30 protein-coding genes, 1 tRNA gene and 2 pseudogenes are annotated in these 25,954 nt (G+C 33.6%); 24 read left to right on the forward strand and 9 right to left on the reverse strand.

Going from position 1 to position 25,954, the window contains the following annotated elements; translation table 11 throughout:
- The first annotated feature begins 59 nt into the window (after positions 1-59).
- The 10 genes and pseudogenes from SSOP1_RS11700 (at position 60) to SSOP1_RS11745 (ending at position 8,329) form a co-directional block, all read left to right on the forward strand.
- A complete protein-coding gene (locus tag SSOP1_RS11700) occupies positions 60-545 on the forward strand; it encodes a hypothetical protein (RefSeq protein WP_009992498.1) in 486 nt (161 codons plus the stop codon).
- A complete protein-coding gene (locus SSOP1_RS11705; protein ID WP_009992499.1) occupies positions 529-1,998 on the forward strand; it encodes a hypothetical protein in 1,470 nt (489 codons plus the stop codon). The genes SSOP1_RS11700 and SSOP1_RS11705 overlap by 17 nt, the downstream gene beginning before the upstream one ends.
- Before the next feature lie 372 nt (positions 1,999-2,370).
- Positions 2,371-2,772: a hypothetical protein gene (locus tag SSOP1_RS11710; RefSeq protein WP_009992500.1), complete on the forward strand. Its 402-nt coding sequence runs from the start codon at positions 2,371-2,373 to the stop codon at positions 2,770-2,772.
- Between the two features lie 82 nt (positions 2,773-2,854).
- A complete protein-coding gene (gene arnR / locus SSOP1_RS11715) occupies positions 2,855-3,667 on the forward strand; it encodes an HTH-type transcriptional activator ArnR (protein WP_010923833.1) in 813 nt (270 codons plus the stop codon).
- Positions 3,668-3,680: 13 nt separating this feature from the next.
- Complete coding sequence (locus SSOP1_RS11720; protein ID WP_009992899.1) at positions 3,681-4,169, forward strand: hypothetical protein; 489 nt, start codon at positions 3,681-3,683, stop codon at positions 4,167-4,169.
- Complete coding sequence (locus tag SSOP1_RS11725; protein ID WP_009992901.1) at positions 4,166-4,348, forward strand: hypothetical protein; 183 nt, start codon at positions 4,166-4,168, stop codon at positions 4,346-4,348. The genes SSOP1_RS11720 and SSOP1_RS11725 overlap by 4 nt, the downstream gene beginning before the upstream one ends.
- Before the next feature lie 633 nt (positions 4,349-4,981).
- On the forward strand, positions 4,982-5,200 hold the full coding sequence (locus tag SSOP1_RS11730) for a ribbon-helix-helix domain-containing protein (protein ID WP_009992903.1): 219 nt from the start codon (positions 4,982-4,984) through the stop codon (positions 5,198-5,200).
- A gap of 185 nt (positions 5,201-5,385) precedes the next feature.
- Positions 5,386-6,289 (forward strand): annotated as a pseudogene (locus SSOP1_RS11735) (transposase).
- A gap of 115 nt (positions 6,290-6,404) precedes the next feature.
- Complete coding sequence (locus SSOP1_RS11740; protein ID WP_048054256.1) at positions 6,405-7,142, forward strand: nucleotide-binding protein; 738 nt, start codon at positions 6,405-6,407, stop codon at positions 7,140-7,142.
- 419 nt (positions 7,143-7,561) lie between these two features.
- Positions 7,562-8,329: a ParA family protein gene (locus SSOP1_RS11745; RefSeq protein WP_009989525.1), complete on the forward strand. Its 768-nt coding sequence runs from the start codon at positions 7,562-7,564 to the stop codon at positions 8,327-8,329.
- On the opposite strand, the gene SSOP1_RS11750 is transcribed toward SSOP1_RS11745, so the two are convergent.
- On the reverse strand, positions 8,324-9,319 hold the full coding sequence (locus tag SSOP1_RS11750; RefSeq protein ID WP_009989523.1) for an alcohol dehydrogenase catalytic domain-containing protein: 996 nt from the start codon (positions 9,317-9,319) through the stop codon (positions 8,324-8,326). The genes SSOP1_RS11745 and SSOP1_RS11750 overlap by 6 nt on opposite strands.
- A gap of 52 nt (positions 9,320-9,371) precedes the next feature.
- A complete protein-coding gene (locus SSOP1_RS11755) occupies positions 9,372-9,731 on the reverse strand; it encodes a hypothetical protein (protein WP_009989522.1) in 360 nt (119 codons plus the stop codon).
- 88 nt (positions 9,732-9,819) lie between these two features.
- On the opposite strand from SSOP1_RS11755, the gene SSOP1_RS11760 reads away from it, so the two are divergent.
- The gene (locus SSOP1_RS11760; protein ID WP_009989521.1) at positions 9,820-10,440 is read left to right on the forward strand and encodes a ParA family protein; all 621 of its coding nucleotides are present in this window, start codon (positions 9,820-9,822) and stop codon (positions 10,438-10,440) included.
- Between the two features lie 112 nt (positions 10,441-10,552).
- Positions 10,553-10,660 (forward strand): annotated as a pseudogene (locus tag SSOP1_RS11765) (putative integrase); the annotation flags it as partial.
- 37 nt (positions 10,661-10,697) lie between these two features.
- Here the strand turns inward: SSOP1_RS11765 and SSOP1_RS11770 are convergent.
- Positions 10,698-10,782 (reverse strand) — tRNA-Leu (locus SSOP1_RS11770).
- Between the two features lie 681 nt (positions 10,783-11,463).
- Here SSOP1_RS11770 and SSOP1_RS11775 point away from each other — a divergent pair.
- The gene (locus SSOP1_RS11775) at positions 11,464-12,453 is read left to right on the forward strand and encodes an MFS transporter (protein WP_010923840.1); all 990 of its coding nucleotides are present in this window, start codon (positions 11,464-11,466) and stop codon (positions 12,451-12,453) included.
- Between the two features lie 91 nt (positions 12,454-12,544).
- The gene (prf1, locus tag SSOP1_RS11780; RefSeq protein ID WP_009989519.1) at positions 12,545-13,618 is read left to right on the forward strand and encodes a peptide chain release factor aRF-1; all 1,074 of its coding nucleotides are present in this window, start codon (positions 12,545-12,547) and stop codon (positions 13,616-13,618) included.
- Here the strand turns inward: prf1 and SSOP1_RS11785 are convergent, their stop codons facing one another.
- Positions 13,619-14,251 (reverse strand): phosphoribosyltransferase, encoded by a 633-nt coding sequence (locus tag SSOP1_RS11785; protein ID WP_009989517.1) that lies wholly within the window; start codon positions 14,249-14,251, stop codon positions 13,619-13,621.
- Positions 14,252-14,335: 84 nt separating this feature from the next.
- Between SSOP1_RS11785 and SSOP1_RS11790 the strand changes: the two genes are divergently transcribed.
- The 4 genes from SSOP1_RS11790 to SSOP1_RS11805 are packed head-to-tail and all read left to right on the forward strand — an operon-like array spanning position 14,336 to position 17,679.
- Positions 14,336-15,148: an S-methyl-5'-thioadenosine phosphorylase gene (locus tag SSOP1_RS11790; RefSeq protein ID WP_009989516.1), complete on the forward strand. Its 813-nt coding sequence runs from the start codon at positions 14,336-14,338 to the stop codon at positions 15,146-15,148.
- Positions 15,109-15,894 (forward strand): hypothetical protein, encoded by a 786-nt coding sequence (locus tag SSOP1_RS11795; RefSeq protein ID WP_009989515.1) that lies wholly within the window; start codon positions 15,109-15,111, stop codon positions 15,892-15,894. Before SSOP1_RS11790 ends, SSOP1_RS11795 begins: the two co-directional genes overlap by 40 nt.
- A 16-nt stretch (positions 15,895-15,910) precedes the next feature.
- Positions 15,911-16,756 (forward strand): hexaprenyl pyrophosphate synthase, encoded by an 846-nt coding sequence (gene gdS-2, locus SSOP1_RS11800; RefSeq protein WP_009989514.1) that lies wholly within the window; start codon positions 15,911-15,913, stop codon positions 16,754-16,756.
- A 50-nt stretch (positions 16,757-16,806) separates the two neighbouring features.
- The gene (locus SSOP1_RS11805; RefSeq protein ID WP_080514938.1) at positions 16,807-17,679 is read left to right on the forward strand and encodes an ATP-grasp domain-containing protein; all 873 of its coding nucleotides are present in this window, start codon (positions 16,807-16,809) and stop codon (positions 17,677-17,679) included.
- A gap of 47 nt (positions 17,680-17,726) precedes the next feature.
- On the opposite strand, the gene SSOP1_RS11810 is transcribed toward SSOP1_RS11805, so the two are convergent.
- From SSOP1_RS11810 to SSOP1_RS11820, 3 genes are read right to left on the reverse strand one after another with little or no spacing between them, the layout of a single operon-like run.
- Positions 17,727-18,188, reverse strand: coding sequence for an Lrp/AsnC family transcriptional regulator (locus SSOP1_RS11810; RefSeq protein ID WP_009989511.1), 462 nt, complete (start codon positions 18,186-18,188; stop codon positions 17,727-17,729).
- The gene (locus SSOP1_RS11815; RefSeq protein WP_009989508.1) at positions 18,185-19,183 is read right to left on the reverse strand and encodes an NAD(P)/FAD-dependent oxidoreductase; all 999 of its coding nucleotides are present in this window, start codon (positions 19,181-19,183) and stop codon (positions 18,185-18,187) included. The genes SSOP1_RS11810 and SSOP1_RS11815 overlap by 4 nt, the downstream gene beginning before the upstream one ends.
- A gap of 7 nt (positions 19,184-19,190) precedes the next feature.
- A complete protein-coding gene (locus SSOP1_RS11820) occupies positions 19,191-19,703 on the reverse strand; it encodes a hypothetical protein (RefSeq protein WP_009989507.1) in 513 nt (170 codons plus the stop codon).
- 57 nt (positions 19,704-19,760) lie between these two features.
- Here SSOP1_RS11820 and SSOP1_RS11825 point away from each other — a divergent pair, with 57 nt between their 5' ends.
- On the forward strand, positions 19,761-20,591 hold the full coding sequence (locus SSOP1_RS11825) for an isoaspartyl peptidase/L-asparaginase (protein ID WP_009989505.1): 831 nt from the start codon (positions 19,761-19,763) through the stop codon (positions 20,589-20,591).
- The gene (locus SSOP1_RS11830; RefSeq protein WP_009989504.1) at positions 20,592-21,131 is read left to right on the forward strand and encodes a metallophosphoesterase family protein; all 540 of its coding nucleotides are present in this window, start codon (positions 20,592-20,594) and stop codon (positions 21,129-21,131) included. It begins immediately after the preceding gene.
- Here SSOP1_RS11830 and SSOP1_RS11835 read toward each other — a convergent pair.
- Complete coding sequence (locus SSOP1_RS11835; RefSeq protein WP_009989503.1) at positions 21,128-21,364, reverse strand: hypothetical protein; 237 nt, start codon at positions 21,362-21,364, stop codon at positions 21,128-21,130. The two genes, SSOP1_RS11830 and SSOP1_RS11835, sit on opposite strands and share 4 nt — an antisense overlap.
- A gap of 93 nt (positions 21,365-21,457) precedes the next feature.
- On the opposite strand from SSOP1_RS11835, the gene SSOP1_RS11840 reads away from it, so the two are divergent.
- Positions 21,458-21,841 (forward strand): DUF5751 family protein, encoded by a 384-nt coding sequence (locus tag SSOP1_RS11840; protein ID WP_009989501.1) that lies wholly within the window; start codon positions 21,458-21,460, stop codon positions 21,839-21,841.
- Positions 21,842-21,880: 39 nt separating this feature from the next.
- Entirely contained in the window at positions 21,881-23,242 is a 1,362-nt protein-coding gene (locus tag SSOP1_RS11845; RefSeq protein ID WP_009989500.1) for a digeranylgeranylglycerophospholipid reductase, read from the forward strand.
- Here SSOP1_RS11845 and SSOP1_RS11850 read toward each other — a convergent pair.
- Positions 23,213-24,829, reverse strand: coding sequence for a DUF2070 family protein (locus SSOP1_RS11850; RefSeq protein WP_009989499.1), 1,617 nt, complete (start codon positions 24,827-24,829; stop codon positions 23,213-23,215). The genes SSOP1_RS11845 and SSOP1_RS11850 overlap by 30 nt on opposite strands.
- A gap of 30 nt (positions 24,830-24,859) precedes the next feature.
- On the opposite strand from SSOP1_RS11850, the gene SSOP1_RS11855 reads away from it, so the two are divergent.
- Positions 24,860-25,150 carry a hypothetical protein gene (locus SSOP1_RS11855; protein WP_009989498.1) on the forward strand — a complete coding sequence of 97 codons (291 nt, stop codon included), beginning with the start codon at positions 24,860-24,862 and terminating at the stop codon, positions 25,148-25,150.
- Complete coding sequence (locus tag SSOP1_RS11860) at positions 25,137-25,931, forward strand: HAD-IIA family hydrolase (RefSeq protein WP_009989497.1); 795 nt, start codon at positions 25,137-25,139, stop codon at positions 25,929-25,931. The genes SSOP1_RS11855 and SSOP1_RS11860 overlap by 14 nt, the downstream gene beginning before the upstream one ends.
- The last annotated feature ends 23 nt before the right edge of the window (positions 25,932-25,954 follow it).

Genomic DNA, 25,954 nt, shown 5'->3' on the forward strand with positions numbered 1-25,954 from the left:
ACTACAGGTCGACATAACTTTAGGCTATTTTTTAAGTAACTGTTAGCAAGTAATATTTAATGGCTCCTATCTTTCTAGAATACAAGGTTGTACATGATAATATTACATATTATATTATTTATGTTTTTATATATAATTTATCATTAAAGTTAGTAACAATGTATACAATAAATCCAAGTTCTCATACAATTCTTAACTATAATGTATCTTTAGAGCCCGAACAAATTTTTTCAAATATCACTGGAGTATCTACATATTATAGCTTAGATGGAAAAAAGATTCTTGCTTACGAAGACAACAACGGTAGTATAATCGTAGCATATAACGGGTTAATTCTGAAAAAGGCTAGCAATAACTCTGTTCGTTATCTCATAGCTGCTAACTATCCTGGAATTGATAACAGTAAATTTCCTAGTCTTTATAAGCTAGCTGAAATCTCCATTTTTGATTCTAATATAAGGGTCCTAGTTTTAGGGGTTTTACTAACTATTTTGTCATCCTTCATCCTAAAGGTTATGGTGGGACGATATGATAAGGTTAGATAAACGTAACTTCATTCCTTGGATTTCTATAGTTCTTTTATTATGTGCCTACTCCATAGGGACTGGCCTGTATATAACTATACAGCGTGTTACGTATTATCCTATATTTGAATCTAAAATTGTTTCAGTATTTCTTACAATATTCTCATCATCCTTGATTACTTTTTACAATTATAAGAAATATGTCTTTCTACTTCCGTTATCTCTATTGTCTTTCTTCTCTGTGTCGTTAACTCCCCTTATAATATCTATATTTATTTTATATGAGTTAAAGAAAGTTGACCGAACAGTTAGTATTATATTGCTAATAATAAATGCTTCCATGATATCATGGCTTATTCTACGTTTACTATTAGGCATTAATACTTACTTTTCTATTCCTCTAATGATTTTAGAAGCGGGAGCACCTACGGTAATTCCATTTATATGGTTTGTTGGAATAATATTATCTGCTTATAAAAGAAATTTAAGTAGTAAAAGCCAACTATTTATCAATCCCTTAATTCCATTCATTGTGGTACTACTTATTTCTCTAATCCCTTACCTTCCTTTTATAAATCCTTACAAGTTTCCAGAAACTGTTGATTTCAAATATTACTATTCATGGCTTTTGGCACCCACTTTCAGTGGATGGTTCTTCGACTCCAGGCCTGTGTATTTGATGCTTTTATATGCGTTGTCACTCATTTTTAAACCGTATACAGTAGCGTACTATGAATTTATATTTCTCTCACTTCTTTATACATATTCTGCATATAAACTAGCCTCAGCAATAGATAAATCTATAGCTTCCTTATCTGCCTTATTAGCTTCGGTATCTCCTATGCTAATGACCTTCCTCTATTCTGGTTTGGAAGCCAATTTATTTTCAATATCATTGATGTTTATCTCAATGTCGTATCTTTTCAAAAAAGAGAAATTAAGTTTAGCGATACTATTTTCTTTATTATCAATGTTCTCTCACATATACGCTTGGGCTCAATTATCAACTGGAATAACTCTATATTATCTTCTTAAATCAATTATACATAGATCCAGACCAGACAACTATACATTAACGTATTTGTCCTTCTCAATTCCTTTTATAGCAATTGGACTCTTTCTTATATTAAGTGGCGTTTTTCCTCTACCTATGGAATTATTAAATTATACTCAACTTATATACCAGATAGCGGTAGTGAGTTGGGGATCCAACAACGCCTTGCTTTACTTTTTGTTATCGTCTTTTGGAAATAGGTATGTTAAGGAAGGAGTTCTAAATTTCGTTTATTCAATTTCGGTATTTGGTATTATCTTTGTATCATCAGCAACCAATTTAATTATCGACTTACCTCTTTTCATTCCAGCTGCATATACCATAAGAAACGTTAATAGGCGAAGTACTTCTATACTATTGGTCTTAAGTTTAATATTGTGGGGTATCTATATGAGCATTAACAGCGTTCCTATGCTATAACTATGCTTAACATTATCTCGTTGCTTACATAAAAATTTTGTAAGACGATGCTTTGTTAGCTTGTCAAGAGTGTTCTCAGGGAGTGTTCTCATGCAGTCATCTTAATTAGATAAATGATAGTAAATTTATATTCAGATTGGAGGTGCTCATAATTAGTCATTTTGATCTATGGGTAGCCGTGGAATTAGAACTTGCAAGGCATTTCTTGAAATATGGTTTATGTTTGAGGATTACGAAATTTTTGTGAGGATATAGCTAAGATAAACCTCCTAACTTGTATAACTTATTACGACTACGTAAATAAAATTGTTGATTACATCCCATAAACTATAATAGTAAGATTTTTATTTTTCCTTAAGAAGAGATTAATTAATGATAAGAGAGATATACAAGTTACTATTAGTCGGTGTTATCTCCTTCTTAATAATTGTAACTGTAATATCTAGGCTTTACATTGTTCTCGTTCCTATTGTGTTGTTTTCGATATACTTAATTAATGAGTCTAGAATACCAGAAATAAAAGATTTAAAATCATTTCATAAATACGTGGAAAAAGTTTATGGAAGAGATTTTGCAGCCATAATTAAGAAGAGATATAACATTATTCAAGGTGATTTAACGTTAGCTTATTTCCCATCGTCAATCGAAGATAATACCGTAGTTATAGCCAATACTCATCTAATCTTGAAGATAAATTCCAGAGTATTTGTATTGAGTAAATATGAGGGTGTTGATTACCTAGTAGATATAATTAAAGGGAATGTTGCGAGCTAAGGATGTATTCTTTATATAGATAATATAGTTTGGCTAATTATAATCAATATTTAAATAGATCATATCGTAAATAATTAATAGAATGTCTTATAATGTGTTCGATGTATTAAGGGAGCTAGATTCCATTGTAGATTTTGCTAGAGCTAAATTACAGTGGGATATTTTATTTTTCATAAATTCTAGGGGGCCTTCATCCATTTCAGAAATAGCTGAAGGTACCAATAACAGCAAAAAAGCGGTAATAGATGCTATAAGGAAACTAGTAGAAAAGGAACTGATTATTAAGGTTAAGTATGACGTCTATGATTTATCCGAGAAGGGAAAGCAAGTATTAAATAAACTCAATTACTTTACATCTCATACAGTATCTACCCAAAAAAGTGTTGATGGCGATAATAATGTATTATCAAATAATGCAGATAACCCTTCACAGAATTACTATTTGTTAGAACTAATAAAGATGTCTTTGCTTAATAACGGTACCTTACCTATTGACAAAGTGAGTAGAGAATTGGGGATATCTAAACAGACAGTCAAGTACTATCTAGAATTATTCATGAGGAAGAAGATTTTTAAGAAGGTAAACAAGAAGAGCTTGTTAGGGAAGAGTGTTCAAACTGTTGTACTTACTAGTGAGGGTAGAAAAATAGCTTACAAGGTACCTAGTCTAATTAAAATAAGGAATAACTTATTTCTAAGACTACTATTAAAAATAACTTTTAGTATAAGTTATGAATCAGCTTTGATGAAGCTTATGGTTTTCTTCGCATTATCTTCACCCATAATAATATATTATGATGGCGATCCACCCGTTCGTATACTTGGCATTGTATGGTTATATATGCTGGTCTTCACCTCACTATTGAGTATATTCGCCTATTTAACAATGAGATAGGTGATGGTCACATATGGAGTTAATTAATGTCAGTCTTCTATATTTGGTAACGGGAAATTATACTCATTATCTTATGTTGATTACTATACTTAATGTAAGCAAAAATTTTGCAATTATAAACATGACTGAGATAAGTCATAACATTACATTATCATATGTGGTAGCCTATCCAATTTTCCTTCTTTACATACCAAACGTAACGCAACAAAGTATAGTCACTCAGTTCGAGGGAATCAGCACTACCATTGTTAACATACTTAACTTTACGATTTATGTTGATGTATACAATAGCATAGTTGTCCATTACATAGGAAACGGAATTAATGTAACTCTAATTGGAGCTACAATTCCCCTAGGGCCAGGAGTCTACAAACCAATCCCTTCCTATATATTAGGTCACCAAAGAACTGGTAGTACCGTAGAAGAATACGAGATATTTCTTCTTACAATTGTGCTAGTAGTTTCGTTCTACGTTATATTCGAGAGGATGAATAAAAAATGAAAATATATAATCTCGGAAGAGCTTTAGTTTTGACTGGTATAATAGAGTTAATATTGGCTTCTCTTTTTTATTCTGATAAGAAAGTTATTTTATCAGTATTATTGGGGGATTATTCGTATTTTTGTCTACTTATCGGTGTTATAGTTATAGCCGTATATGGAGCTATAACTAAGAATTAATGTTTTTGAATTATGGAAACTATTTTATTCTCCAATCTTCTACATGTTTTGGGAGTTTGTCGTAATCTTTTATGAGTGTGAGCACAAATTTCATTCATTTGAGACTTAGTTTAAGTTCCCCTAATATCACTTTTCCTCAAATGCTTTAATTGCGTAACAAAACTTTTTGAAAAAGTTAAAAATGGGAGATTCAGAGATCCATTGGGAATTCACTTTATTTTAAAGATTACTACGAAATTAACTAAATGAAGACGATTAACTAGCAGAGATGCATGACTACTAATGTTAACATCTTTACAACCGCATTATTTACAAATTACAATTCGCAAAGGAGAACTGAATCATCCTTAAAAATTGTTACATCTTCTCTTTTTCAGCATTCAAATCCTATGTTAAATTGAAAATAAACTAATACTTTATAAGGAATTATACTAAATTAACAAAATTATTGCCCACTCTCTCTTTTATCGTAGATCTGTTAAAATTACGGGTATAATTGATGATATTAATATATGTTTCTAGTTGTAGATTAGCTATATTTAATTATTATTTAATATATTCTTGAGATAGCGTTTTATAAGTAATAATGAAGACTTATAACCTATAACTAGTAATATCTATAGGGGATAATTTGTGGAAAAGATAGTGAAAGTTAATGATACCACTTATATACTAGAAAATGAACGATCGGTTGTTATAACATTCAAACTAGAAGAAAATAATTTGAGTACTGTCGATGAAATTGTGAAGAAATTAGGTTATGAGCATAGGAGCGATTTCATTAGAGATGCCATAGAGAAATATATAAGCTATCTTAAGTCAAGCAGTAATAACAGTAAAAAGGATTATTAATGAATAATTAAGTTAAATTAATATAATTTAGTTTAATGAGGTATATATTAAAGAAACATAGACAAGGGAAATTAAAAAGCTCCACATAGCTAAGGTATGATTCTGAAAATATAAGAATGGCGCTGCTTTGTGGATTGCTTCAGAATTGTACAAAAAGTTTATAGATTATTCGTTAAGTATTACCTATGGGAAAGAGTAAGTACAAGAGGGACTGGAGCAAGTACGACGAGAACGTCATAACTAGATATAAGTTGATGTTCCCCTTCTACGTATTCGAACATTGGTGGGACTTATTAGCAGAGGAGAACAGGAACGCTAGGACAAAGTATAAAGCCTAAAGGAGTTCAACGAATTCCTAGCATTCTTACACATCTTCCTACCTTGCAATAGAAGGAGTATTAAGAGCCTTAGAACAATTGAAGATCATCCCCACAAGCCTCGAACAATATGGGAGAGAGTGAGGAACATGAACATAACCTTCCCCGAGACAAGTGATGAACTTGAAGTAATTGCAGACGCTACCGGCATTAGCACAAACACGGGAGGACAATACATTGTTGCCAAGTGGGGTAAGACTAGGGATTCAAAATTCCTCAAGATCGAGATAGTAATGGACAATAACGAATTCAACGTGGTAAACGCTGAGGTCACTAGCAACGAGGTTGAAAGTGTAAAAACAGTTAAGGATCTTCAAGATAAGGGAAAGAAGTTTTATGGAGATAAGACATATGACGTCAATGAGGTTTACAAGACCGGAGTTGAGGTTGTAGTTCCTCCCAAGAAGAACGCTTCTACTAAACGCCATCTTGCTAGACGTAAGGCTGTGCGGGAGTTTAGGAAGTTGGGTTATGATCGTTGGAGGGAGGAGAAGGGTTATGGCGTTAGGTGGAGGGTCGAGTCCTTGTTCTCTGCGGTGAGGCGTACTTTTGGGGAATCGGTTAGGCAAGTTTTGCTGGGCAAGTAGTTGAGGCTAAGCTCAAGTTCTGGGCTTACGCGTGGATGGTTCACTTGGCGAATTCTGTAGTCGGTAGGACTCAAGCATTAGGGTGTAAGCTTGAGAAGAACGTTGAAATAAATATTAATTACTGAAAAAATTAGTGTTATACAATATCGTTTTAATGAGACAAATTGAACGAATCAACAAAGTAGAATAACGCATAAAATTTTTATTTTGCAATGGAGAAGAGTTTTGAGGTTTGTAAATATGGAAGTCGTTTATGTACTTGGAGTGAAAGGCGGTATAGGTAAAACAACCTTCTCTCTTTATTTTGCTAATCAGCTATCTTTAACGGGTAAAAAAGTATTGTATATCGATCATGATTATTTTTCCTTTGGATCCTTAATATTGGGGCATAATGATCTTGGACTACTTGAGGAGATCGAAAATAATTTACCAATATTTTCAAGAAGTTTGAAAAACATCAATAATCTCTACATTTTAAAACTTTTTTCAAACCCTTTAGATGCTAACAAGGATTATTCTTTATTAAGCAACAGTATTCCTCAAGTTGTAAATAGCATTGCTAAGATGGGATTGGATTATGTTATTTTAGATTCTTCAGTAGGTATACTTCCAGATAATGATATTGTGATCGGATTACTAGAAGAGTTAGATGTAGAGAAAAAAGGAGTATTCTTAAGTGATATGTTATCTGTAAATTCTACTATAAAATATGCTAAACTGTGGGAAAATGCGATAAAATATAAGATATTAGTTATAAATATGGTTCCGCCAATACCAGAGGACTTATCTGAAGCTATGAAAATTGCAAATAAAGTCTATGATGATAATAATAGCAAGTTATTCAATACTGTTGTAGTTGTTCCATTTGACGAGAAAATGTATAACTATAAACCATTAGGCAATGAATATGAAAATGAGAGACTCAATACTATATTATCATGTATTGTTAATAGATGTAATACTCTTATAATAAACTAGATATTGCTAAATTATATGTGTTAAATATCTATAGGAAAATTTTATTTATGAGAAATGGAATTTATAAGATTATATGCAAAAATATTTGTTCTTTACCACTTAAGGGCGATTCAGTTCTCCTTTGCGAATTGTAATTTGTAAATAATGCGGTTGTAAAAATGTTAACATTGGTAATCATGTGTCCTCTATTACTCGGTCATCTTCATTCAGTTAAATTCGTAGCAATCTTTAAAATAAAGTGGATATACAATGGGTAATTGAATCTCTCCCACTTAAATGTCGAGTTAGATTACGTTTAGCGATTATATAAAATTAAACTTGGTCTCCAAATATATATATAATATACTATAAACAAAAAAAAAAAAGAGAGAGATTTTTCTAGAGTAGATTTATAAGGTTGTTTACGTTAATAGAAATAGATGATAAGGATAAATGTTGTCGGTTTTAAAGGTGGTTCTGGAAAATCTACTATATCATATCATTTAGCCAGACAGCTAAGTGAGTATTATAATGTAGTACTTGTTGATAAGACATATTCTGGAACTATAAGCCGGATATATAACATAAACAATAATATCTTTTCCTTTCTGAAAGGAAGGAACGAGTTGTTCTATATTAATAAGAATAACCTTTCAGTTATAAATATGTCCTTTTTGAATGAGGATGATCTAAATGGTATTGACTTTAACGCATTCAAATACTTATATAGCAAATTAACAAAGGATAGCGATATAGTCATTGTAGATCATTCATCTATCCCTCATGATTTCGCAACTGAGATAGAATTGAAGGCATTTATGGAAAATTTTAGAAACTTCGCATATAATACAGTACTTGTTCTTAGTGGAGATGAGATTCCAATAAAAAAATATTTAAACTATACCGTACTGTTAAACGATTTTGTAAAGAATTATGCTGAGAAAATCTTAGGTATTTCTTTACCAACTGATGTAAAATTTCTAAAAATCGTAGCAGTGATTATAAACAAAATTCTTAAAGGTCAAGAAAGTAAGTTGGAGGAGTTCATAAGAGGAGATGAGATACTGCAAAGATCTGCCAGATTCATAATTCCCTATTATCTTTCTCTCACACAAAGACATTTCAAGGATATTGATCCTCCTAAAGAGATAAGTGATATTACAAGATATATATTAGACTTCTTAAGAGAGCCAACCTCAATTTTATGATACTTGTAGCATTATTCTCCCTTCTCTATTTTCGTTCATAATCTCTTTTACCGCCTCTACACCTTCATCTAACTTGTAAGTTTTGTGGACTTTTACCTTGCAATCCTTACACAGATTTATTAATTCCATTAGTTCCTTCCTAGATCCCCCCGTGGTTCCAACTACCTTTATATGCCTTCCGTATAGGGAGCTTAGATTTACCTTCACTTCACTTCCAGTTAAAGTTCCAAAGAACGCCAATTGACCATCTAAACCTAGAACCTGTAAGCTATTTTCCCACATTGAGGAGCCTAAGGAGTTTATTACTACATCGGCCATTTTCCCATTGGTTATTTCTTTAACCTTTTGCACTACATCATCATATCCTACTATGTAATCTGCACCAAACTCTTTTAACCAGTTCTTTCTTGAAACCGCTATAACTGTTGCCCCGAACTTTTTAGCTAGTTGTACTGCGAAAAGTCCGGTATTGCCACTCGCACCAAATATTACTATAATATCGTTAGGGCCTACTTCTAATTCTTTTAGAGAATGGTATGAAGTTAGAGCTGCTACGGGTAAGCTAGCGGCGACATCCCAACTCATACTTTCCGGAATTTTGAAAATGTTTTTATCTGGAACCGAAAAGTATTCTGACCATCCGCCGTTAGTTATGACACTCATTATCCCGCCGTTTCTACATAACATTTCCCTTCCAGATAGGCATAAATCACAAGTACCATCAAATACTCTATTGTACACTACTACCTTATCCCCCTTATTTAATCCTTTTACATGATCCCCCACTTTTTCAACTACTCCAGCTAGTTCTGCTCCGGGGATATGGGGCATTGGAGTAACTGGAATTGCGTTAATAACAAAGTAATCTATGGGGTTTAAACCAGATTTAACTACTCTTATCAAAACGTCATGCGGACCTAATTGTGGTTCTTGAACTTCTTTTACCTTGAGATTTTCTAAACCACTCTTGTCGAAAACTAGGGCTTTCATAAGAGTTAGTCTTATCTGCAATATAAATCGGTTACTTAACTTTAGGTAACTACTATCCTCTTATTCCTATCTTAGCCTTATTCTTAAAGCTAATATACTCATACGCTAGGCTTACGAAATCTTCATCAGCCTCTTCGCACTTCTTCTTTATTGTAATGTATCTCAAGGTCTCTAATTCTACAGATGTTAAGTTAGTTATGTATAAAAATATATTTGTTGGCTTGTGTAATAAAATGGCTTCAGCTCCTTTAAGTACAAATAGGTGGAGTTTTTCTCCATCCTCCTCTTCAATAACCTGTAGATTAATTGGAAAATTAGTTATCTTTTTTATCCATAGGTTCTCTAGCATTATTACTTCTTCATTGTCGTTTAACTTTTCAATGTTTTTAACAAATTTCTCAATCACACTCATGAGCGTTATACAATACGTTTTATATACTTTTAAGTTTGAAGCGGAAAAATTATTAAACGAGATATAGAGTATTACATAGAGAGAATTATTGATAACGAATATCATCAGACTTTTGAGTATTAAAGGAGGTGTTGGTAAAAGCTCTATAGCTTATGCGTTAGCGAGAATTATCTCTGCTTCTGGGTACAAGGTATTATTTTTAGATATGGACAACCTTCACACTATTTCAAGAGTATTGGGAGTTAAGGATTGTGAGCTAACATATACAAGAGATTTTTTCGTATTTGCATGTGATGATTTTAGTAAGATTTCGTTTAATAGCTATGAATATGTGATAATTGATACTTATTCTGGGATCTCTAGTGAAACGCTTTCAGCTATTAGCGGGGATCATGTTTACAATATTTTTATTTCAGACTTTTCTTCTATTGATAATACTTTAAATTATATAAAGGAGTGGAATGGTAAGAAAACTACTAATTTTTTAGTTGTAAATATGGTCATAAGGGAAGATAATGAGAATGATATTTTATTAAGAAGGTTTTTCGATTCTTTACTCCTTAAAATTAATGTGGCGATAAATAAGATATTTTTATTTTTCTTTGATGAAAATTATTATGGATCTTATAAAGTTGATCTAAATCATATAGAACTCTTAGCTAGTTATGTACTAGGTGAAATGAGTGAATCTGATCTAAACTTAGGATAAGTAATACCATTTTTTAGTATTACTACCAAGGAATCTTTGCCGTCTACTTTCAATTCAACATATTTTTTGACAACTATCAAGGCTTTTAAAAGAACGCAGTGATAATTAGGATATGGGTAATAAAGTTTTCACATTTGGTGATATCAGAATTAGGGAAGTTAAGGGAAAGTATTATGTTTACTTAATAGAGAAGGACTCAGAAGGTAAGAGAAGGGATAATTATGTAGGTCCTTTAGATGAAATCGTTAAAGGGTATATGCGGGGGACGGGATTTGAACCCGTGCAGGCCTTCGCCAGCGGAGCCTCAGTCCGCCCCCTTTGCCCTAGCTCGGGCACCCCCGCATATCAATACTTTATATTAACTAGGTATAAAGTTTTACCATAGAATAAGACAGAAGGACTTCAGGAAGTAGATGAATGTTTCAAACTTTAAGACTATAATTCAAGGAAGGAACGGAGTTAAGAAGCTCTTTTTTGGGTTATTCAAGTATTTGTTGATAATTCACTTTATTTCAAAGACGCTATGGATTTAACTAAATTAAAACGACTGAATAGCAGAGATACATAGTTACTAATATTAACATTTTTTATATCTACATTATTCGCAAATTATAATTCACAAAGAGACTTGAATCACCCTTCTTTTGAAGTGAGAATAACTTAGGTTAATAGGAAGAGATACTCTATGGATCTCATTTCATTTGATAACTAGGTGGATATAGAAAGATTTGTTCAAGATAGCTATTTGAGCATTAGAGAAATTCTATAAATAAAGAGTTTAAACAAATAGTTATTATTACTCATGATATTAGTATGTGATTCAATGACGTAGAGATTGATAGGGAAACTTCTATTATTCGAATTTATGGTATCTAATTATCTCTCTACTGCTGCTTAAATTTACAATTGATAGGATGCGGGAACTCCCTCATTGGAAAAAATTAATCCGAGTACGATGTAAAAAGTTTTAGCGTGGTCTCTCGCTTAGTTGTTCTTTAAAAGTAAGTTGAAGGTGTAAGGTCTTTGGTAGGCAATAAAGTAAAATCCTTTATGTTACCGATTATTTCGTATGCTGTTCCTACATTTGTGTTAGTTTATCCATCGTTCTTTGTAAGCTGGCTCAGTGAGTCTATGCATTTAGCGTATTGGGAGGTGTTCGCAATAGTTGCTTTACCATTTCTAGGCAGAATAATTGGCTCTTTCATATACCAAGTATTCAAAAATAGTGTAATTTCTTACTGCTTTCCATTTCTTGGCTTTTTGGTTATTCTTCAAAATTTTTTAGGAGCTTTAATTTTTGTGAGATTTCTAGTAGGGGTAATATTTGGTCTGTTAACGAGCTATGCTGTTGAGAGTGCAGTTAAAAGTGGTAGAAATGTGTTAGTAGGTTTTACCACCGCAGGTTGGCCTATAGGTTGGGTAATTAGTTATGTTGCATATGTTTTACTTAAAAATTGGAATGTAATTAATATAAGTGGAATTTTGATAATGTTATTAGCGCTATTTGAATTAAATGGGAAGGAGTTTGGAGAGAGAAGTAAGATTTCTGTATCCTTTCCTAGGCTTACCTCAATATTGATTTATGTATCAGCATTAACACCAGCTTTCATTTTGCAAGTCATGCCGAGCTTTTTGGAGGTGATAAAACTTACTTGGTTAATCCTTCCATCCTATTTATTATCAATTCCAACTTATGTGCTTTTACCTATAATTAGCGAAAAGGTAGGAATTAGAAAGGTTTTGGTTATTAGTTCCATTATTGTAATACTTAGTTGCGTTATTACCTTTCTTCTATTACCCATGATGGTAATTGTTTTCACTAGTATCGGTCTTGGTATTTTAGGGATAACACCGAAATATCTTGCAATTAGAGGTGAAGATCCAAAGAGGATGGGTTTGGCCTTGAACATTGGTTCAGTAATGGGTCTTATATTACCAGTAGTGTATGGGCTAATGCCATTTTCATCAGAGTTTTTATTATCCATTTTAATGGTTTTAATGATATTAATATGAAACGAGATCGGCAGATTTTTAAGGTACAAGATCTTAAAGACATAATGATTAGGGATGAGTCTTTGACGAATATGCTTTAAATAAGCAGGAATTGAAGGCACTAATTAAGGAATTGAAGAAATGGAAAGCGCCAGCCACTGTACTTCTGTCTTTATATATACCACCCGGTAGGCCTATTCCCGACGTAGTTAATCTTCTTAGACAAGAGTACTCCATAGCTCAGAACATAAAGCTCAAGAGAACTAGAGATGCTGTACTTTCCGCAATAGGTGCAGCAATAGACAGGCTTAATAAGATACCGAAGATAGATGGTAATGGTTTGGTATTGTTTTGTGGCGAAAATTTTGATACTGAGGACTTTAAGTGTTTTATGTTTTCTCCACCTGATAAAGTTCCATTATTCTTTTATAGAACAGATAAGGAATTTCATCTAGAATTTTTAGAGGATATGGTGGAGGATACTGCAGTATATGGCCTTATAATTGTGGAGAGGGATGAAGCTACTATAGGTTTGCTTAAGGGGGCTAGGATAGAAATTTTGGAGGAGATTGAAGGTTTTGTACCAGGTAAACATATGATGGGAGGGCAGTCTCAGAGAAGAATCGATAGAATAATTGACGAGATGTATCATAATTTCTTAAAGGAGGTTGGTGAGAAAGTGAATGCGTATTTTATGCCTTTTGTTCAGAATGGTAAGATGAAAGGTGTATTATTAGGAGGTCCAGGATATGCTAAGGAGGATTTCTATAAAGAAGACTATGTTGACTATAGAATAAAGAATTTAATTTTACAACCTTTAATTGACGTTTCTGACCAAGGTGAGGTTGGGTTAAGGGAAATGATAATGAAGGCTGAGGATTTGTTAAAGAATCAGCAGTACATTGAGGTAGAGAAATTACTAGAGGAATTAAAGTATCATTTGGCTAAGGATGATGGATTGATAATTTACGGGAAGGAACAGATTAAGAAAGCTATGGAAATAGGGGCTATAGAGGCTATAGTAATTCATGAGGACTCTACTGATAAAGAATTGGAGAAATTAGCACAAGATGCAGAAAATTACGGTGTTAAAGTTTTTGTTGTTGGTGATGAAGTGCCAGAGGCTGAATGGGTTAAAAAAACATTTAATGGTATAGTAGGTAAGTTAAGGTATAGGCTATATTAGTCAGACTATTTTTCTTCTTTTCATTTCTGTAAGTATTTTATCTAATGAGATGGGTGGATTCTCTATGCCATAACTCTCAACAAAATTCCTTTTAAGTTCATTTATATCGATATCTTTAGTTTTCCTTTCTATCAAGATTTTATTCACTAAGTTGATTTCGTCCTCCCAATAATTCCAAGGATACATAAACCATGCCCAGCTTACTATTTCTTCAGCATAGTAATCTGGTATTATTTTTGCAGCAGGCTTTATGTATTGTAAGGTCGCTGTTTTTACTTCTGTTGGTCTAAAATTTTCCATTACATATTTCCGGGCTAATTCTATACTATCTCCGGTATCTGTTATATCATCTATTATAAGTACGTTCTTATCTGATAGATCAACCTTAAACGGATACTTCACTTTAGCCTCTGGAGTGTGTGATGCTGTTTCTATCCAATGTTCTATCTTTATTGATAATATATCAAAAACACCTAAGACGTCAGCCACTAACCTAGCTGGAACCAAACCTCCTCTTGCTATTGCAACTATTACATTGACGTTATACTCATCAGCTTTAATTTTCTCAGCCAATTTGGTAGAGAGACTTACTATTTCATCCCATGTTACCACTTTCACTGGTATTTTTTGCAAAATTAACTCCCCAAAAAATCTCTGTTAAAACTTTATCAATTTTTTGGTTTATACTTTATAAGGTATGTTAGTGTATTTCATCTTATGATTGAGCAAAATGAAAAAGCCTCGATTGGGATTATTGGCGGATCTGGACTATACGATCCGGGTATCTTTTCGGAGAGTAAGGAGATAAAGGTGTATACACCTTATGGGCAACCGAGTGATTTTATAACTATAGGTAAAATAGGGAATAAATCTGTAGCCTTTTTACCTAGACACGGAAGGGGACATAGAATTCCTCCTCATAAAATAAACTATAGGGCCAATATTTGGGCATTAAAAGAACTTGGTGTTAGGTGGGTGATTTCAGTTTCTGCAGTAGGTAGTTTAAGAATGGATTATAAACTTGGAGATTTTGTTATACCAGATCAATTTATAGATATGACTAAGAATAGAGAATACAGCTTCTTTGATGGTCCTGTAGTAGCTCATGTCTCAATGGCTGATCCATTTTGTAATAGCTTAAGGAAATTGGCAATAGAGACCGCAAAAGAATTAAACATAAAGACGCATGAAAGTGGTACCTATATATGTATTGAGGGTCCTAGGTTTTCTACAAGGGCTGAGAGTAGAACGTGGAGAGAAGTTTATAAGGCTGATATAATTGGTATGACGCTAGTCCCAGAGGTTAATCTTGCGTGTGAGGCACAAATGTGTTATGCCACTATTGCTATGGTAACTGATTACGATGTTTTCGCTGAGATCCCTGTGACAGCAGAGGAGGTTACTAGAGTTATGGCAGAGAATACGGAAAAAGCTAAGAAACTTTTATATGCGTTAATTCAAAAACTACCGGAAAAACCAGAAGAGGGGTCGTGTTCCTGTTGCAACAGTCTGAAGACAGCACTAGTATAAAGAAATTAGTGAGGTTTTTTAACATTAATTTTCCTCAAATGGATTTAATAGTATACGGTCGTGGTTTGGAGCTTCCTGCATTTACTCTTGGAAGAGCTCTTTCTTCCTTGAAGAATAAGATGATCAACGTATTAAATATTTACGATTTTCTTTTTATCTGCAACCCCTACATTGAGGTTTCAAACGTTGTGGCATTTACGGGGGACGAAAACGAACTACGTGATCTTTTGGATGGTTTGGAAAGTCTAAGGGTAAATGGGCGTATTTATTTTTGCGGCATAACAAATATTAAACCTAGATATAACTTTGTTTCAATTACGAGTTTTGATAAAAGTTTCTGCGAGATTAATCTATCATTATCTATCTTGAAGATATTGAGTAATGATAATATAAAACGAGAAAAAATGATTTTGGATCAATTAAATGATATTTCGGACTTAGATGATTACGTGAAGAACTACGCTAATGTTTTTAGTTTGGATCAGCCTATCCTCTTGTCTCCAATCATGCTCCCGGCCAAGTCTTTCCTAGAGAGTCTCGGAGTAAATGTTTCAAGTTATTTTGACACTAAAATATTAGATAGCGTGCAGATAGTGTATACTGGTGTCGATATGCATATTATTAAGAGAGTGATTTTTTCCTTGAGATCTAAGGGGAAGAAGGTTACTGATATTTTGATAGATGCAGACCCGCTATTAGCACCCATATATTTAAGTATGATTATGTTTTACTTAAAAAAGAAATAAAGGAGGTTCAGCTAATTTGAGTATTATAGAGTTCTGGTTAGAGGCTAAAGCTACTATTGACCGTTTAATAGAGCAGTTTCTAAACTCAAATAGGGATTGGGATCTAGTTGATATAAGTAGTTATATTCTTAAAGATGGTAAACGATTTAGGGGAACTTTAAACATGTTCTTCACTGTCGCTTTAGGAGGAGACATTAAAGATTCTTATGGAGGGGCTTTAGCTATTGAAATTCTCCATTCTGCTTCCTTAGCTTTGGATGATATAGTTGATCTCGACGCGACTAGGAGAGGTGATAAGGCTGCATGGGTTGTATATGGAAATAGAAAAGTAATTTTTATAACGAATTATCTTATTCCTACAGCTCTAAGGATAATTCAGACTTCTTATGGTGACGATGCTTTAAATACTAGTATTGAGTTATGGAAAGACACCTCAGTGGGTGCTCTAAGGGATATGTATGATAATAGTGATTATATACGAACAATTGAATTAAAAACCGGTAGTTTATTTAAGCTCTCTACGGTACTATCAGCCTACGCTTCTAAACACTATAATACGAAACAACAGATGCTGGATGTAGGCAAGTATTTAGGGATAATCTATCAAGTAATAGACGATTTTGTTGACTATAAAACTAAGAAAGTAGAGGAGATAGATGGTAGTGCAAAGCAATTGTTTAAATATTATCGAGAAGGAAAGTTAGAAGAATATGTTAGGTCAGTATATTTAGAATATAAGCAAAAATATGATGAGTTAATAAGTAATATTCCCTTCCAATCTAAATATCTTAGTGAGATAAGGTCACTCCCAGAGTTCTTAGCTAACGGGCTTCTAAAGGAGGCTAACATAGATAAGATTTAAGAAATTTAAATTCAAGGTCTTTTTGGTGAATTATTATTAGACTTGCAGTAATCCATGAATCTGAGAAGGTTACTAAGGCTTCTAAGCAACTTTTACTTGAGGTAAAAAGTAGAAATCATAGTGCGTATTATATAAGAATTTCCAAACTAAATGCAGAAATAACCGAGCATGGCATAGAATTTACATATAGTGGAAGGAAGGTTGATATAGATGGAGGACTAATAAGGAACTTGGGCTTCATCTCTACTACTGAGCAGTTCATAAAGAGGTTCGATGTATTAAGGGAGCTAGAAAGAAATGGAGTAGTACTAATGAATAGGCCAGATTCGATGTTGCTAGCCAGGGATAAGTTTGCAAGTTTAATGAGAATGAGAAGGGCAGGTATTCCAGTTCCAAACACTGCACTAGTAGAAGATCCCTTCGAAGTTATGAGATTAGCAGAAAGATGGGGCGAAGTTGTGATAAAACCTGTAGTGGGAAGTCTAGGTTTAGGATCCGTTAAGGTTTCAGATCCAGATATAGCGTTTAGAGTAGCTAAGGCTATTTTATCGGTAAATCAGCCAGTTTACGTTCAAAAATATGTAAAGAAACCAGATAGAGATATTAGAGTGATTGTAATTGGGGATAAAGTTCTAGGAAGCATATATAGAATATCGAAGAGTGGATGGAAAACTAATATAGCCCAAGGCGCTACAGCACAAGTTTTAATTCCAGATGCAGAATTAGAAGAAATAAGCTTAAAGAGTGTTAGAGTCCTCGGTTTGGATTATGCTGGGATAGATATTATAGAAGATGTGGAGAACGGTGGTTATAAGATAATTGAAGTTAATGCAGCACCTTTGTGGGACGGATTTGAGGCAGCTACAAATATTAATCCAGCTAAATATATTGTCACGCATTTAATAGAAAAGATTAGGAGATGAGGAATAGAAAACCGTCTGAAATGTGATGAAGAGCTCTCGCTCCTGATTTAAAGATCGAGCTCTTTCTTGTCCTTTATTGATCTAAGTACAAGCATTGTATACGTCGAGGTGACTCCATCCATATTTCCTATCTTATCTAAAACTTTTGCTAAATCTTCTCTAGTCGGTACTCTCACTTTCAGTACCGCATAATATTCTCCAGTTACATCATAAATTTCGTAGATTTCTTTCATTTCCACTAATTGTTTTAGTATATTATCGTATTTCTTAGGATCAGCTTTTATTAATATGAAAGCTACAACACTGAGCCCTATCTTATCGAAATCTATTTCAGTATAAAAACCCTTAATCACACCATTTTCTTTTAATCTCTTTATTCTGACATATATTGTAGCCTCGCTTAAATTAAGCATCTTGGCTAGCCTTGAGAAAGGTATTCGTGAATCTTGTTGTAGTATATTAAGTATCTTTTTATCAATATCGTCAAGATAGTAAAATGAGGAATTCAAATAAGAGACCTCCCAAAGATCTTTATTAAATCAACTCTATTAAATTCGCCTATAGCAAATTTTAAAATTAGTTGAGGATCATTGTTAAGAAGAGCCTTCGAAAGTCTTGCCGTGCCTGGATCGTTCTCTTTTGTCATTTTTATAATTTTAGCGTGCCAGTTTAATGACCAATATAACTTACTCTTTTTAAATTCTTTTTTGAAATCTTTTCTATTTAATATAGAATCGGCTAAAATTTTTGAAGAAATAATTGATGGTCTTATTCCCTCCCCAGTTATTGCATATACTGTACCCAAAGCCTCACCAGTATAATTACCGTCTAATCTGTCTTCTATTACCCCGTAATCAGTAACCCTAGCCCCATGAAACGTTCTAATTCTACCCTTGAGGATTTGTTTCAATCTTTCCTTTAGCTCCGGTACCTCAGCATATCCTCCAATTCCGATTTTAGATCCCTCCCTATCTGGAAATACCCAAGCGTAACCCAAAAAGCCAGAGTAAAAATAGAATTCCACAACTTCTTTATCTATTTCGTAGTCAGTAATGTATTGAATAGCTGGTATTGACATAGACTTACTTACACTATAATGGCCTGTTGCAAATATCACTTTATCGTGATCTAGTGATTTATCGTTTATGTAGTACTTATCATCTTTTTTTACGACTTTAGAATTAAATTCAACATTTACTTCTTGTGAAAGTCTTTTCAAGAAAAGAGGCTTATCAATTATGTATCCTAACTTATTATCTGTCCTTATATCAAATACAAGTTTATTATCAAGATATATTCTAAAACCCCTTATCTCACTAATTATAGTTTCATTGGGTATTGGTATTATATTTTCTATCCCAGTTATTAAGCCCCATGCACAAGGCTTAAGTCCAGGCTCCGGCATGCTCTCGTAAACAGTTGCCTCAACTTTCCTACTTCCTTTTAAAAAGTAAGCTAAAGATAATCCTGCAGGACCAGCTCCTACTATTGCTATTCTCGTCATATGTTATTCACTTTTTTCTGAAGTAAAATAAAGCTATAATAGCCAATATTAAAAATCCAGTATATAAGGGCAAGAGTGCGTAAAAGTTTGTTATGAATACTCTGCCTATTATTGCTCCGACAATTAAAACTAATATAAATGCAAAGAAACCGTTTCCTATATCTAGTATATCTGCCTTTATTAAATTAGGTAATATCGATTTTAGGACCAGAAATAAGTTATATATGAACGGAATAGATAAGGCTAACGTAACTATTGCAAATTTATACTCATCTTGATATGCCATTGCGAAGAAAATACCCGCTACATCTGCGAATGTTGATAGTGTTGTAAAGTAGAGGGTGCTAATTGCGGTTTTTATATCGTTGGACCAAGGTTTTTCAGAAATTAAAATATACACTGCAATAACGAAGTCTATTATAGCTCCTACTAAAAATCCTATAAATGAATCTATTAACCCTGGAATTACTGGTAAAATAATCATCAATATGGAAAGGGGTAACGTGTAACTGGCTTTCATCCTATTCTTAAAGACTATTAATTAGAAAATAAAAATATCTATTCCCAATAGAAGAGTGTGAGATATAATTTACCAGTACTCGTAGTACACGGCGGGGCAGGAAGTTGGCAAATAGCTGATCAAGATAAGGCAAAATTGACAATAAGCGAAGCGTTAGAAAGAGGGTACTATGAATTTAGGAAAGGTTCTGCAATAGAAGCTGTAGTAGAGGCAATATATTATATGGAGGAGTCTGGGGTTTTCGATGCTGGAAAGGGTAGTGTGAGAAACTCAGCCGGCTATATCGAAATGGATGCTGGAATAATGGTAGGTAATACACTTCAAGTGGGAGGTATAATGGGGTTAAGAGAGGGCAGTGCGATAAAAAAGGCATTGGAAATCCTATTCCAAAATAGGCATGTATTGATGATAGGTTCTAATTATAATAGTTCGAATTCTAATAATAGTGCAATTTACGAAAGTAAGGTTTCTGGAGATACTGTAGGTGCAGTAGCATTAGATCAGCATGGTAATCTAGTTGCAGGAACTAGCACTGGAGGTATAAAAGGAAAATTACCAGGTAGAGTTGGTGATTCCCCTATTCCGGGTGCTGGCTATTACGCTACGTCTAATGTGGCAGTTTCTAGTACTGGAATTGGTGAGATAATTTTAAGGATATTACCCGCTAAAGAAGTTGATATTTTGGTCTCATTGGGTTTCACTATTGATGATGCACTAAGGGCGGTAGTAAATAAGGTGACTAAGACTTTCGGAAAAGATAATATAGGAATGATTGGATTAGATAAGTATGGAAACGCCTCAGCTTACTATAATACAAAAGGCATGGCTAGAGGTGTTATCTCCTCTGATGGAGTCAAGAAAGTATATGTCTTCGAGGGTGACATCTAAATGAAAATCTTAGTAATGAGCAACATTAGATTCCCCGAGCCTCATGTTGAAAGTACTTTATCAAGTATAATAAAGAAGGAAGAGCCTGAGGTTATTGTATTGAATGGCGATACTACCCAATGTTATTGGGATTATGAGTGCCCCAGAGTTATTGATGTACTTTATGTTATCAGAAGTATAGCACCTTGGGCTCAGATAATTTACGTTCAAGGAGATATGGATCCGCATGCGATAAAATGCATAACTGCAGAACCCAGATATAGGGAGGAGATAATTGGTACAACTATGTATATTGCAGAAGCAGCTTCTGTCAAATATCACATTATTCATGGGCATCAAGGAGAAATAGATCAGTTAAGGAAAAGTATTGGAGCAGGCCCATGGGATTGGTTAGTAATAGGTCAATATAAGAGATTAGAAATAGATAAACTAGCAAGGGTATTATATAGCGGTGGTATAACTAGAGAATTCCCACCTGAGGCAAGGGGTTACGTAGTTATAACAGACTCCAATTTTTATATTAGAAATCTTAGAACTTAACCACATATTGGGAAATACAATCTTCTGGAAAGTTCTATAATTTTCACATCATATACTTCCTCTATAGGATTTAAATCAGACCCTTCTTCCCAAATCATGTAGCCGTTTGCAAATATGCTATTCTTCTCTCCACTATAAAACAGTATTTCCTTTATAAACGGTATTTTTCTTAGAGAGTTGATTATTCCTCTTATGTTTTTATCTATTATCCTATACTTGACTACAACAATCACATATTATAATTGTCCCTATATTCTCTTAAGATAATTGATAATAATAGATGGTATTTTCATAAACCATTTAAATTTGAGTCTTACTAATAGCTTATGCAACTTGAAAATAAGCCCATTATTGTGATCTCTTCAACCAACAGCGAGGAAATACCGAATTTTGTAAGGGCGATGTTTAAGGATTGTAGATTAAACGGGAGTAAGAAGTTAGTAATAAATTTCGTTTCATCAATCTCATATCCAGAGTTTGTACAAAACGCTAGGGAAGCTCTTTTAGATAATATAGATTTGGGTGTGTACATCTATATATGGAAGCCGGAAGAGGTTGACCAAATGATGAGAAGGATTATGGAAAATCATAAGGATATGAAAGGGATGATAATATATTGCGATGACAATAATAAACATATGATCGAAAAAATACTTCCTAAGATTCCTAATTCGATAAAGGCTAATATTATAAAGGATTATTGTAAATAATTTTTTATTCTAACGAGAGGAGTAGATAGTGGTGCTAAATTGAAAAGAGCCGAATATGATGTTTTGATTATTGGTTTAGGAATAGCTGGCGCGTCACTTGCTTGGAAATTGTCCCAATCTAATCTCAAGGTCTTAGCAATAGACAGTAAACCTTGGAATAGATTTGGGGATAAACCTTGTGGAGATGCTATAAGTAAAGAACATTTTGATAACTTGGGTATGCCTTATCCTCAAGGTAAAGAGTTAGAGGAAAAAGTAGAGGGTATAAGGCTATACAGCCCCGATATGAAAACTATTTGGACTGTAAAAGGAGAAGGTTTTGAAATTGATTCTCCTAGTTACGTACAGAGATTAGCCAAGGAGGCTAGAGATAGGGGAGTTGAAATTTTGGATCTAACAACAGCAATGAAACCTATAGTAATAGGCAATAAGGTTGAAGGTGCAGTTTTATTTAACAGAAGAACTAACGAAACTATCGAGGCTAAGGCTAAAATTACCGTTGACGCCACTGGATATTCAACTAGTTTCAGAAATAAGTTGCCGTTTGAATTTCCGGTGACTGAAACATTAGATGACAAAGATGCAGATATCGCTTATAGAGAAGTACTAAATACTAAAGACGAAATTGAGGAATACCCATATTTAAGGATATTCATAACACAGAAAGCCTCACCAGGGGGATATTGGTGGTACTTCCCTAAGGGACCGAACAAGGTCAATGTTGGTCTAGGTATACAAGGAGGTATGGGTTATCCCAGTATTCATGAGTTTTACAATAAATATGTTGACTATTATGCTCCGGATATAGATAAGAATAGACTCTTAGTTAAAGGCGGGGCGTTAGTACCGACGAGAAGACCATTAGCGACTATCGTATGGGATGGTGTAGCAGTAATAGGTGACTCAGCATTTACAGTGAATCCAGTACATGGAGGAGGCAAAGGTTCTGCAATGATTTCAGCTTACTGTGTTGGTAAAGCTATACTTAATGCCTTTGAGGTTAATGATTTCTCGGCAAAAGGACTATGGGATGCTAACGAATGTTATATAGAGAGATATGGTGCTAAGCAAGCTAGCCTTGACTTGTTTAGGAGATTTTTACAAAGGTTAAGCGACGATGAGATCAATTATGGAATGAATAGAAAAGTCATAAGAGAGGAGGACTTATTAGAGGCGAGTGCAAATGGTGATCTCCAACTTTCCACAGCAGAAAAAGCGATGAGAGTTATAATGGCTCTAGGGAAACCATCACTACTTTTTAAGCTAAAGACTGTTGCTGAGTATATGAAGAAAGTTAAGGACGTTTACAAACACTTCCCAGCAGAACCTAAAGACTTAATGAAGTGGAAACATAGCGTGGACTCGATAATTTTAGAATTTAATAAAGCTTTGGAAAAGTAGTATAACTATAAGTAAAACATACGGTGTTATCAAGGGGATCCAGAACGTTTTTGAAGTGTAATTTCCTACGTCTTCCAGTGCCTTAAGCATAATAGATATTATTTTTCCGAGTATCTTTACACCTTTTATTTTAACTACTTTATATTCTACTCTATTTATTTCCTTCATATTCTCTGTAGACCTTTTAATTAGTTCAGATGCAATATTCACAAGATCTTCACAAAAAGTAGCCGGAGAATATGTGATCCCTAAACTTACTCCAGTACAAGAATGGTCATCTGGCGTGACTAAAATTACCTTGTCCACAATCTGTCTTACTGCATTAGATATAGCGTAATTAAGTTCTTTAGTTGAGTTATTAGCGTAAATGTAAACGATGGACACTCTCTTTACTCCATCATCAAATGTGAAGACACGTATACGGTTGTCGCATAATCCATCACATGCTTTACCTAACTTTCCCTCCGAATATCCTACCATAAGTCTCCTTGTGCTTTTAATCCCTCTTTGATCCGCGATGAAGTCCTTTAGACTATTTATTTCATGACTATCATATTCTCTTTCTAAGAAAGAGTTATGGCAATCAATAAGGTAATTGTTTGAAGACAACATATATTTCCACAGGGAAGATGGTAAATCGTCTATCCCAAACTCTGGTCTCTCCATAAACGATACTCTAAACTTATCGAATTCTAATGATGTAATATCAAAAGTAGAGCGTCTCTCGATTGAAATGCCATAAAAAGTCGCTTTATTCCAATCATTACGTTCTATAGTGCTTTTTGAGATAGCTTCTATTACTTTATTTACTTCTGCTGATGAGGGTAAATCTAATTCGTGACTACCTGGTCCATGGAATACTGTTACTATGTTATTTCGTAAGGCTTTTTCAATATCGTAGACAAATCTAGAACTACCAACGTTATCGAAAACTCCGAAATGTATTTGGGGTATCATAAACAAAAAATCGTCCAATTTGTACATAAATACGTTCAGAGTAGTTTTTACAGAGATAAGATTTAGAAAATTTTCCAAAGGGACCTTATTCTTTTCTGTTATAGCAGTTATGAAGGGAACAGCTACTTGCGTTGATTTTAGCCCAAGTATTTTTACGCCCTTTCGATTAACAGTATATATATAGAAATGAAATATTAACCCTATAATAAGTATATATAGTAAAAAAATAATCGAATATTTAAAGTAAAATATTATAGGAACATATGATGTAATTCCAGATAACACTATTGAAGGAATTTCTTTATAACTACCTAAGAGAATATACGCCATTAAAGGCATGAAAAATCCAAACGCGTAAAATGGAGTTATAGGTAACAGAGAAAGTAGAAGATAAGGTATCGCAGTTAGATTCATCATAAACAAGGCTATTTTTATTTTATTCTTAAAAATTATTATCAAGAGAATTGAATAGAGCACAAACGAAAATAGATAATCGAAAGTGAGTTGGAAACTCCTTAACAGTATAAGCAATGATTCTACTGAAAAAGTTGTTGCAAATATTTTTATACTAGGCAGAGTTTTAAGATAACCATAGTATTTCCTTGTCAAATTTTCAGTATCCATGTCCATGATAAGTTGATGGGGTGAAATAAAATAGTTTTGTCAATTAATAAGGAAAAACTAGGTGCAGACAAGGTAATAAAAAATTCGTTAGACTATTGCGATTTATATATCATACAAAAAGGTGATAAAGTGTTTCTTCTATACCTATTTGAGAGACGAGGATACTATTATTTCAAAATAATGCCGGAAATTGTCGGAAAATGGGAAGATTGTGAAAACGTAGTCTATACTGCATTTGGGCTTTTTGGTTTTGTAAGTAACCAAGAAGAATTAGAGCAAAAAATTAAAGAGAAGATTGAGGTGTTAATGCGAAATGTCAGTACTTAACGGCTATCAATTAATAATAAGTGATGTAGATGGGGTAATAGTAAGAGAAGGAGATCCAATATGGGAGAATATTCAAGCGCTAAGGAATATACAAAATAACGGAGTTAAGATCATATTTGTAACAAACAACTCTGGTTTTAGTAGGATCTTATTATCTAGGCAGTTATCATACTTAGGCCTTAAAGTTACCCCAGATATGATAATTACAAGTGGTTTAGCTGCAGCAATTTATATGAAAGAAAAACTCAATGTCAAATCAGTATTCGCAGTAGGCGAAGAGGGCCTTATTGAAGAATTGAAAAATCACGGTTTTTTAGTATTCTCAAGCGCAGAATCAGAGAGAATTTTACCAGACGCGGTCGTAATGGGATTAGATAGGTTAAGTACCTATGATAAACTGTCGTTAGCCATGAGGTGCATAAGCAAAGGATCGAAATTTATAGTAACAAATATGGACAGGCTTTGGCCAGCTAAGGATGGATTAAAATTGGGTGCCGGTGCGTTAGCTAGTTCTATAATTTACGCGTTAAGAAGGGATCCGGACTTCATAGCTGGGAAACCTAATACTTGGATAGTAGAAATAGCCATGCGGATTTCTAATGTTAAGAAGTTAGATAAGATTCTAGTTATAGGAGATCAAATAGAGACTGATATCCAGATGGGGTACAATATAGGTGCCGACACTGCATTAGTCTTAACTGGAATATCAAACGTAGATGATGTTGATAGGAGTAATGTTAAGCCGAAATATGTAGTAAATACTTTATTAGACCTTTTGTGAAATTGTAGAAAGAATACTTAAAA

Source organism: Saccharolobus solfataricus, assembly GCF_900079115.1.
In the GTDB taxonomy this organism is placed as follows: Archaea; Thermoproteota; Thermoprotei_A; order Sulfolobales; family Sulfolobaceae; genus Saccharolobus; species Saccharolobus solfataricus.

Bases quoted from the DNA above. Each gene is read 5' to 3' on its own strand.
- SSOP1_RS11700 (WP_009992498.1), top strand. From the start codon at position 60: ATGGCTCCTATCTTTCTAGAATACAAGGTTGTACATGATAATATTACA.
- SSOP1_RS11705 (WP_009992499.1), top strand. From the start codon at position 529: ATGATAAGGTTAGATAAACGTAACTTCATTCCTTGGATTTCTATAGTT.
- SSOP1_RS11710 (WP_009992500.1), top strand. From the start codon at position 2,371: ATGATAAGAGAGATATACAAGTTACTATTAGTCGGTGTTATCTCCTTC.
- arnR (WP_010923833.1), top strand. From the start codon at position 2,855: ATGTCTTATAATGTGTTCGATGTATTAAGGGAGCTAGATTCCATTGTA.
- SSOP1_RS11720 (WP_009992899.1), top strand. From the start codon at position 3,681: ATGGAGTTAATTAATGTCAGTCTTCTATATTTGGTAACGGGAAATTAT.
- SSOP1_RS11725 (WP_009992901.1), top strand. From the start codon at position 4,166: ATGAAAATATATAATCTCGGAAGAGCTTTAGTTTTGACTGGTATAATA.
- SSOP1_RS11740 (WP_048054256.1), top strand. From the start codon at position 6,405: ATGGAAGTCGTTTATGTACTTGGAGTGAAAGGCGGTATAGGTAAAACA.
- SSOP1_RS11745 (WP_009989525.1), top strand. From the start codon at position 7,562: ATGATAAGGATAAATGTTGTCGGTTTTAAAGGTGGTTCTGGAAAATCT.
- SSOP1_RS11750 (WP_009989523.1), bottom strand. From the start codon at position 9,319: ATGAAAGCCCTAGTTTTCGACAAGAGTGGTTTAGAAAATCTCAAGGTA.
- SSOP1_RS11755 (WP_009989522.1), bottom strand. From the start codon at position 9,731: ATGAGTGTGATTGAGAAATTTGTTAAAAACATTGAAAAGTTAAACGAC.
- SSOP1_RS11790 (WP_009989516.1), top strand. From the start codon at position 14,336: ATGATTGAGCAAAATGAAAAAGCCTCGATTGGGATTATTGGCGGATCT.
- SSOP1_RS11815 (WP_009989508.1), bottom strand. From the start codon at position 19,183: ATGACGAGAATAGCAATAGTAGGAGCTGGTCCTGCAGGATTATCTTTA.
- SSOP1_RS11820 (WP_009989507.1), bottom strand. From the start codon at position 19,703: ATGAAAGCCAGTTACACGTTACCCCTTTCCATATTGATGATTATTTTA.
- SSOP1_RS11830 (WP_009989504.1), top strand. From the start codon at position 20,592: ATGAAAATCTTAGTAATGAGCAACATTAGATTCCCCGAGCCTCATGTT.
- SSOP1_RS11840 (WP_009989501.1), top strand. From the start codon at position 21,458: ATGCAACTTGAAAATAAGCCCATTATTGTGATCTCTTCAACCAACAGC.
- SSOP1_RS11850 (WP_009989499.1), bottom strand. From the start codon at position 24,829: ATGGACATGGATACTGAAAATTTGACAAGGAAATACTATGGTTATCTT.
- SSOP1_RS11860 (WP_009989497.1), top strand. From the start codon at position 25,137: ATGTCAGTACTTAACGGCTATCAATTAATAATAAGTGATGTAGATGGG.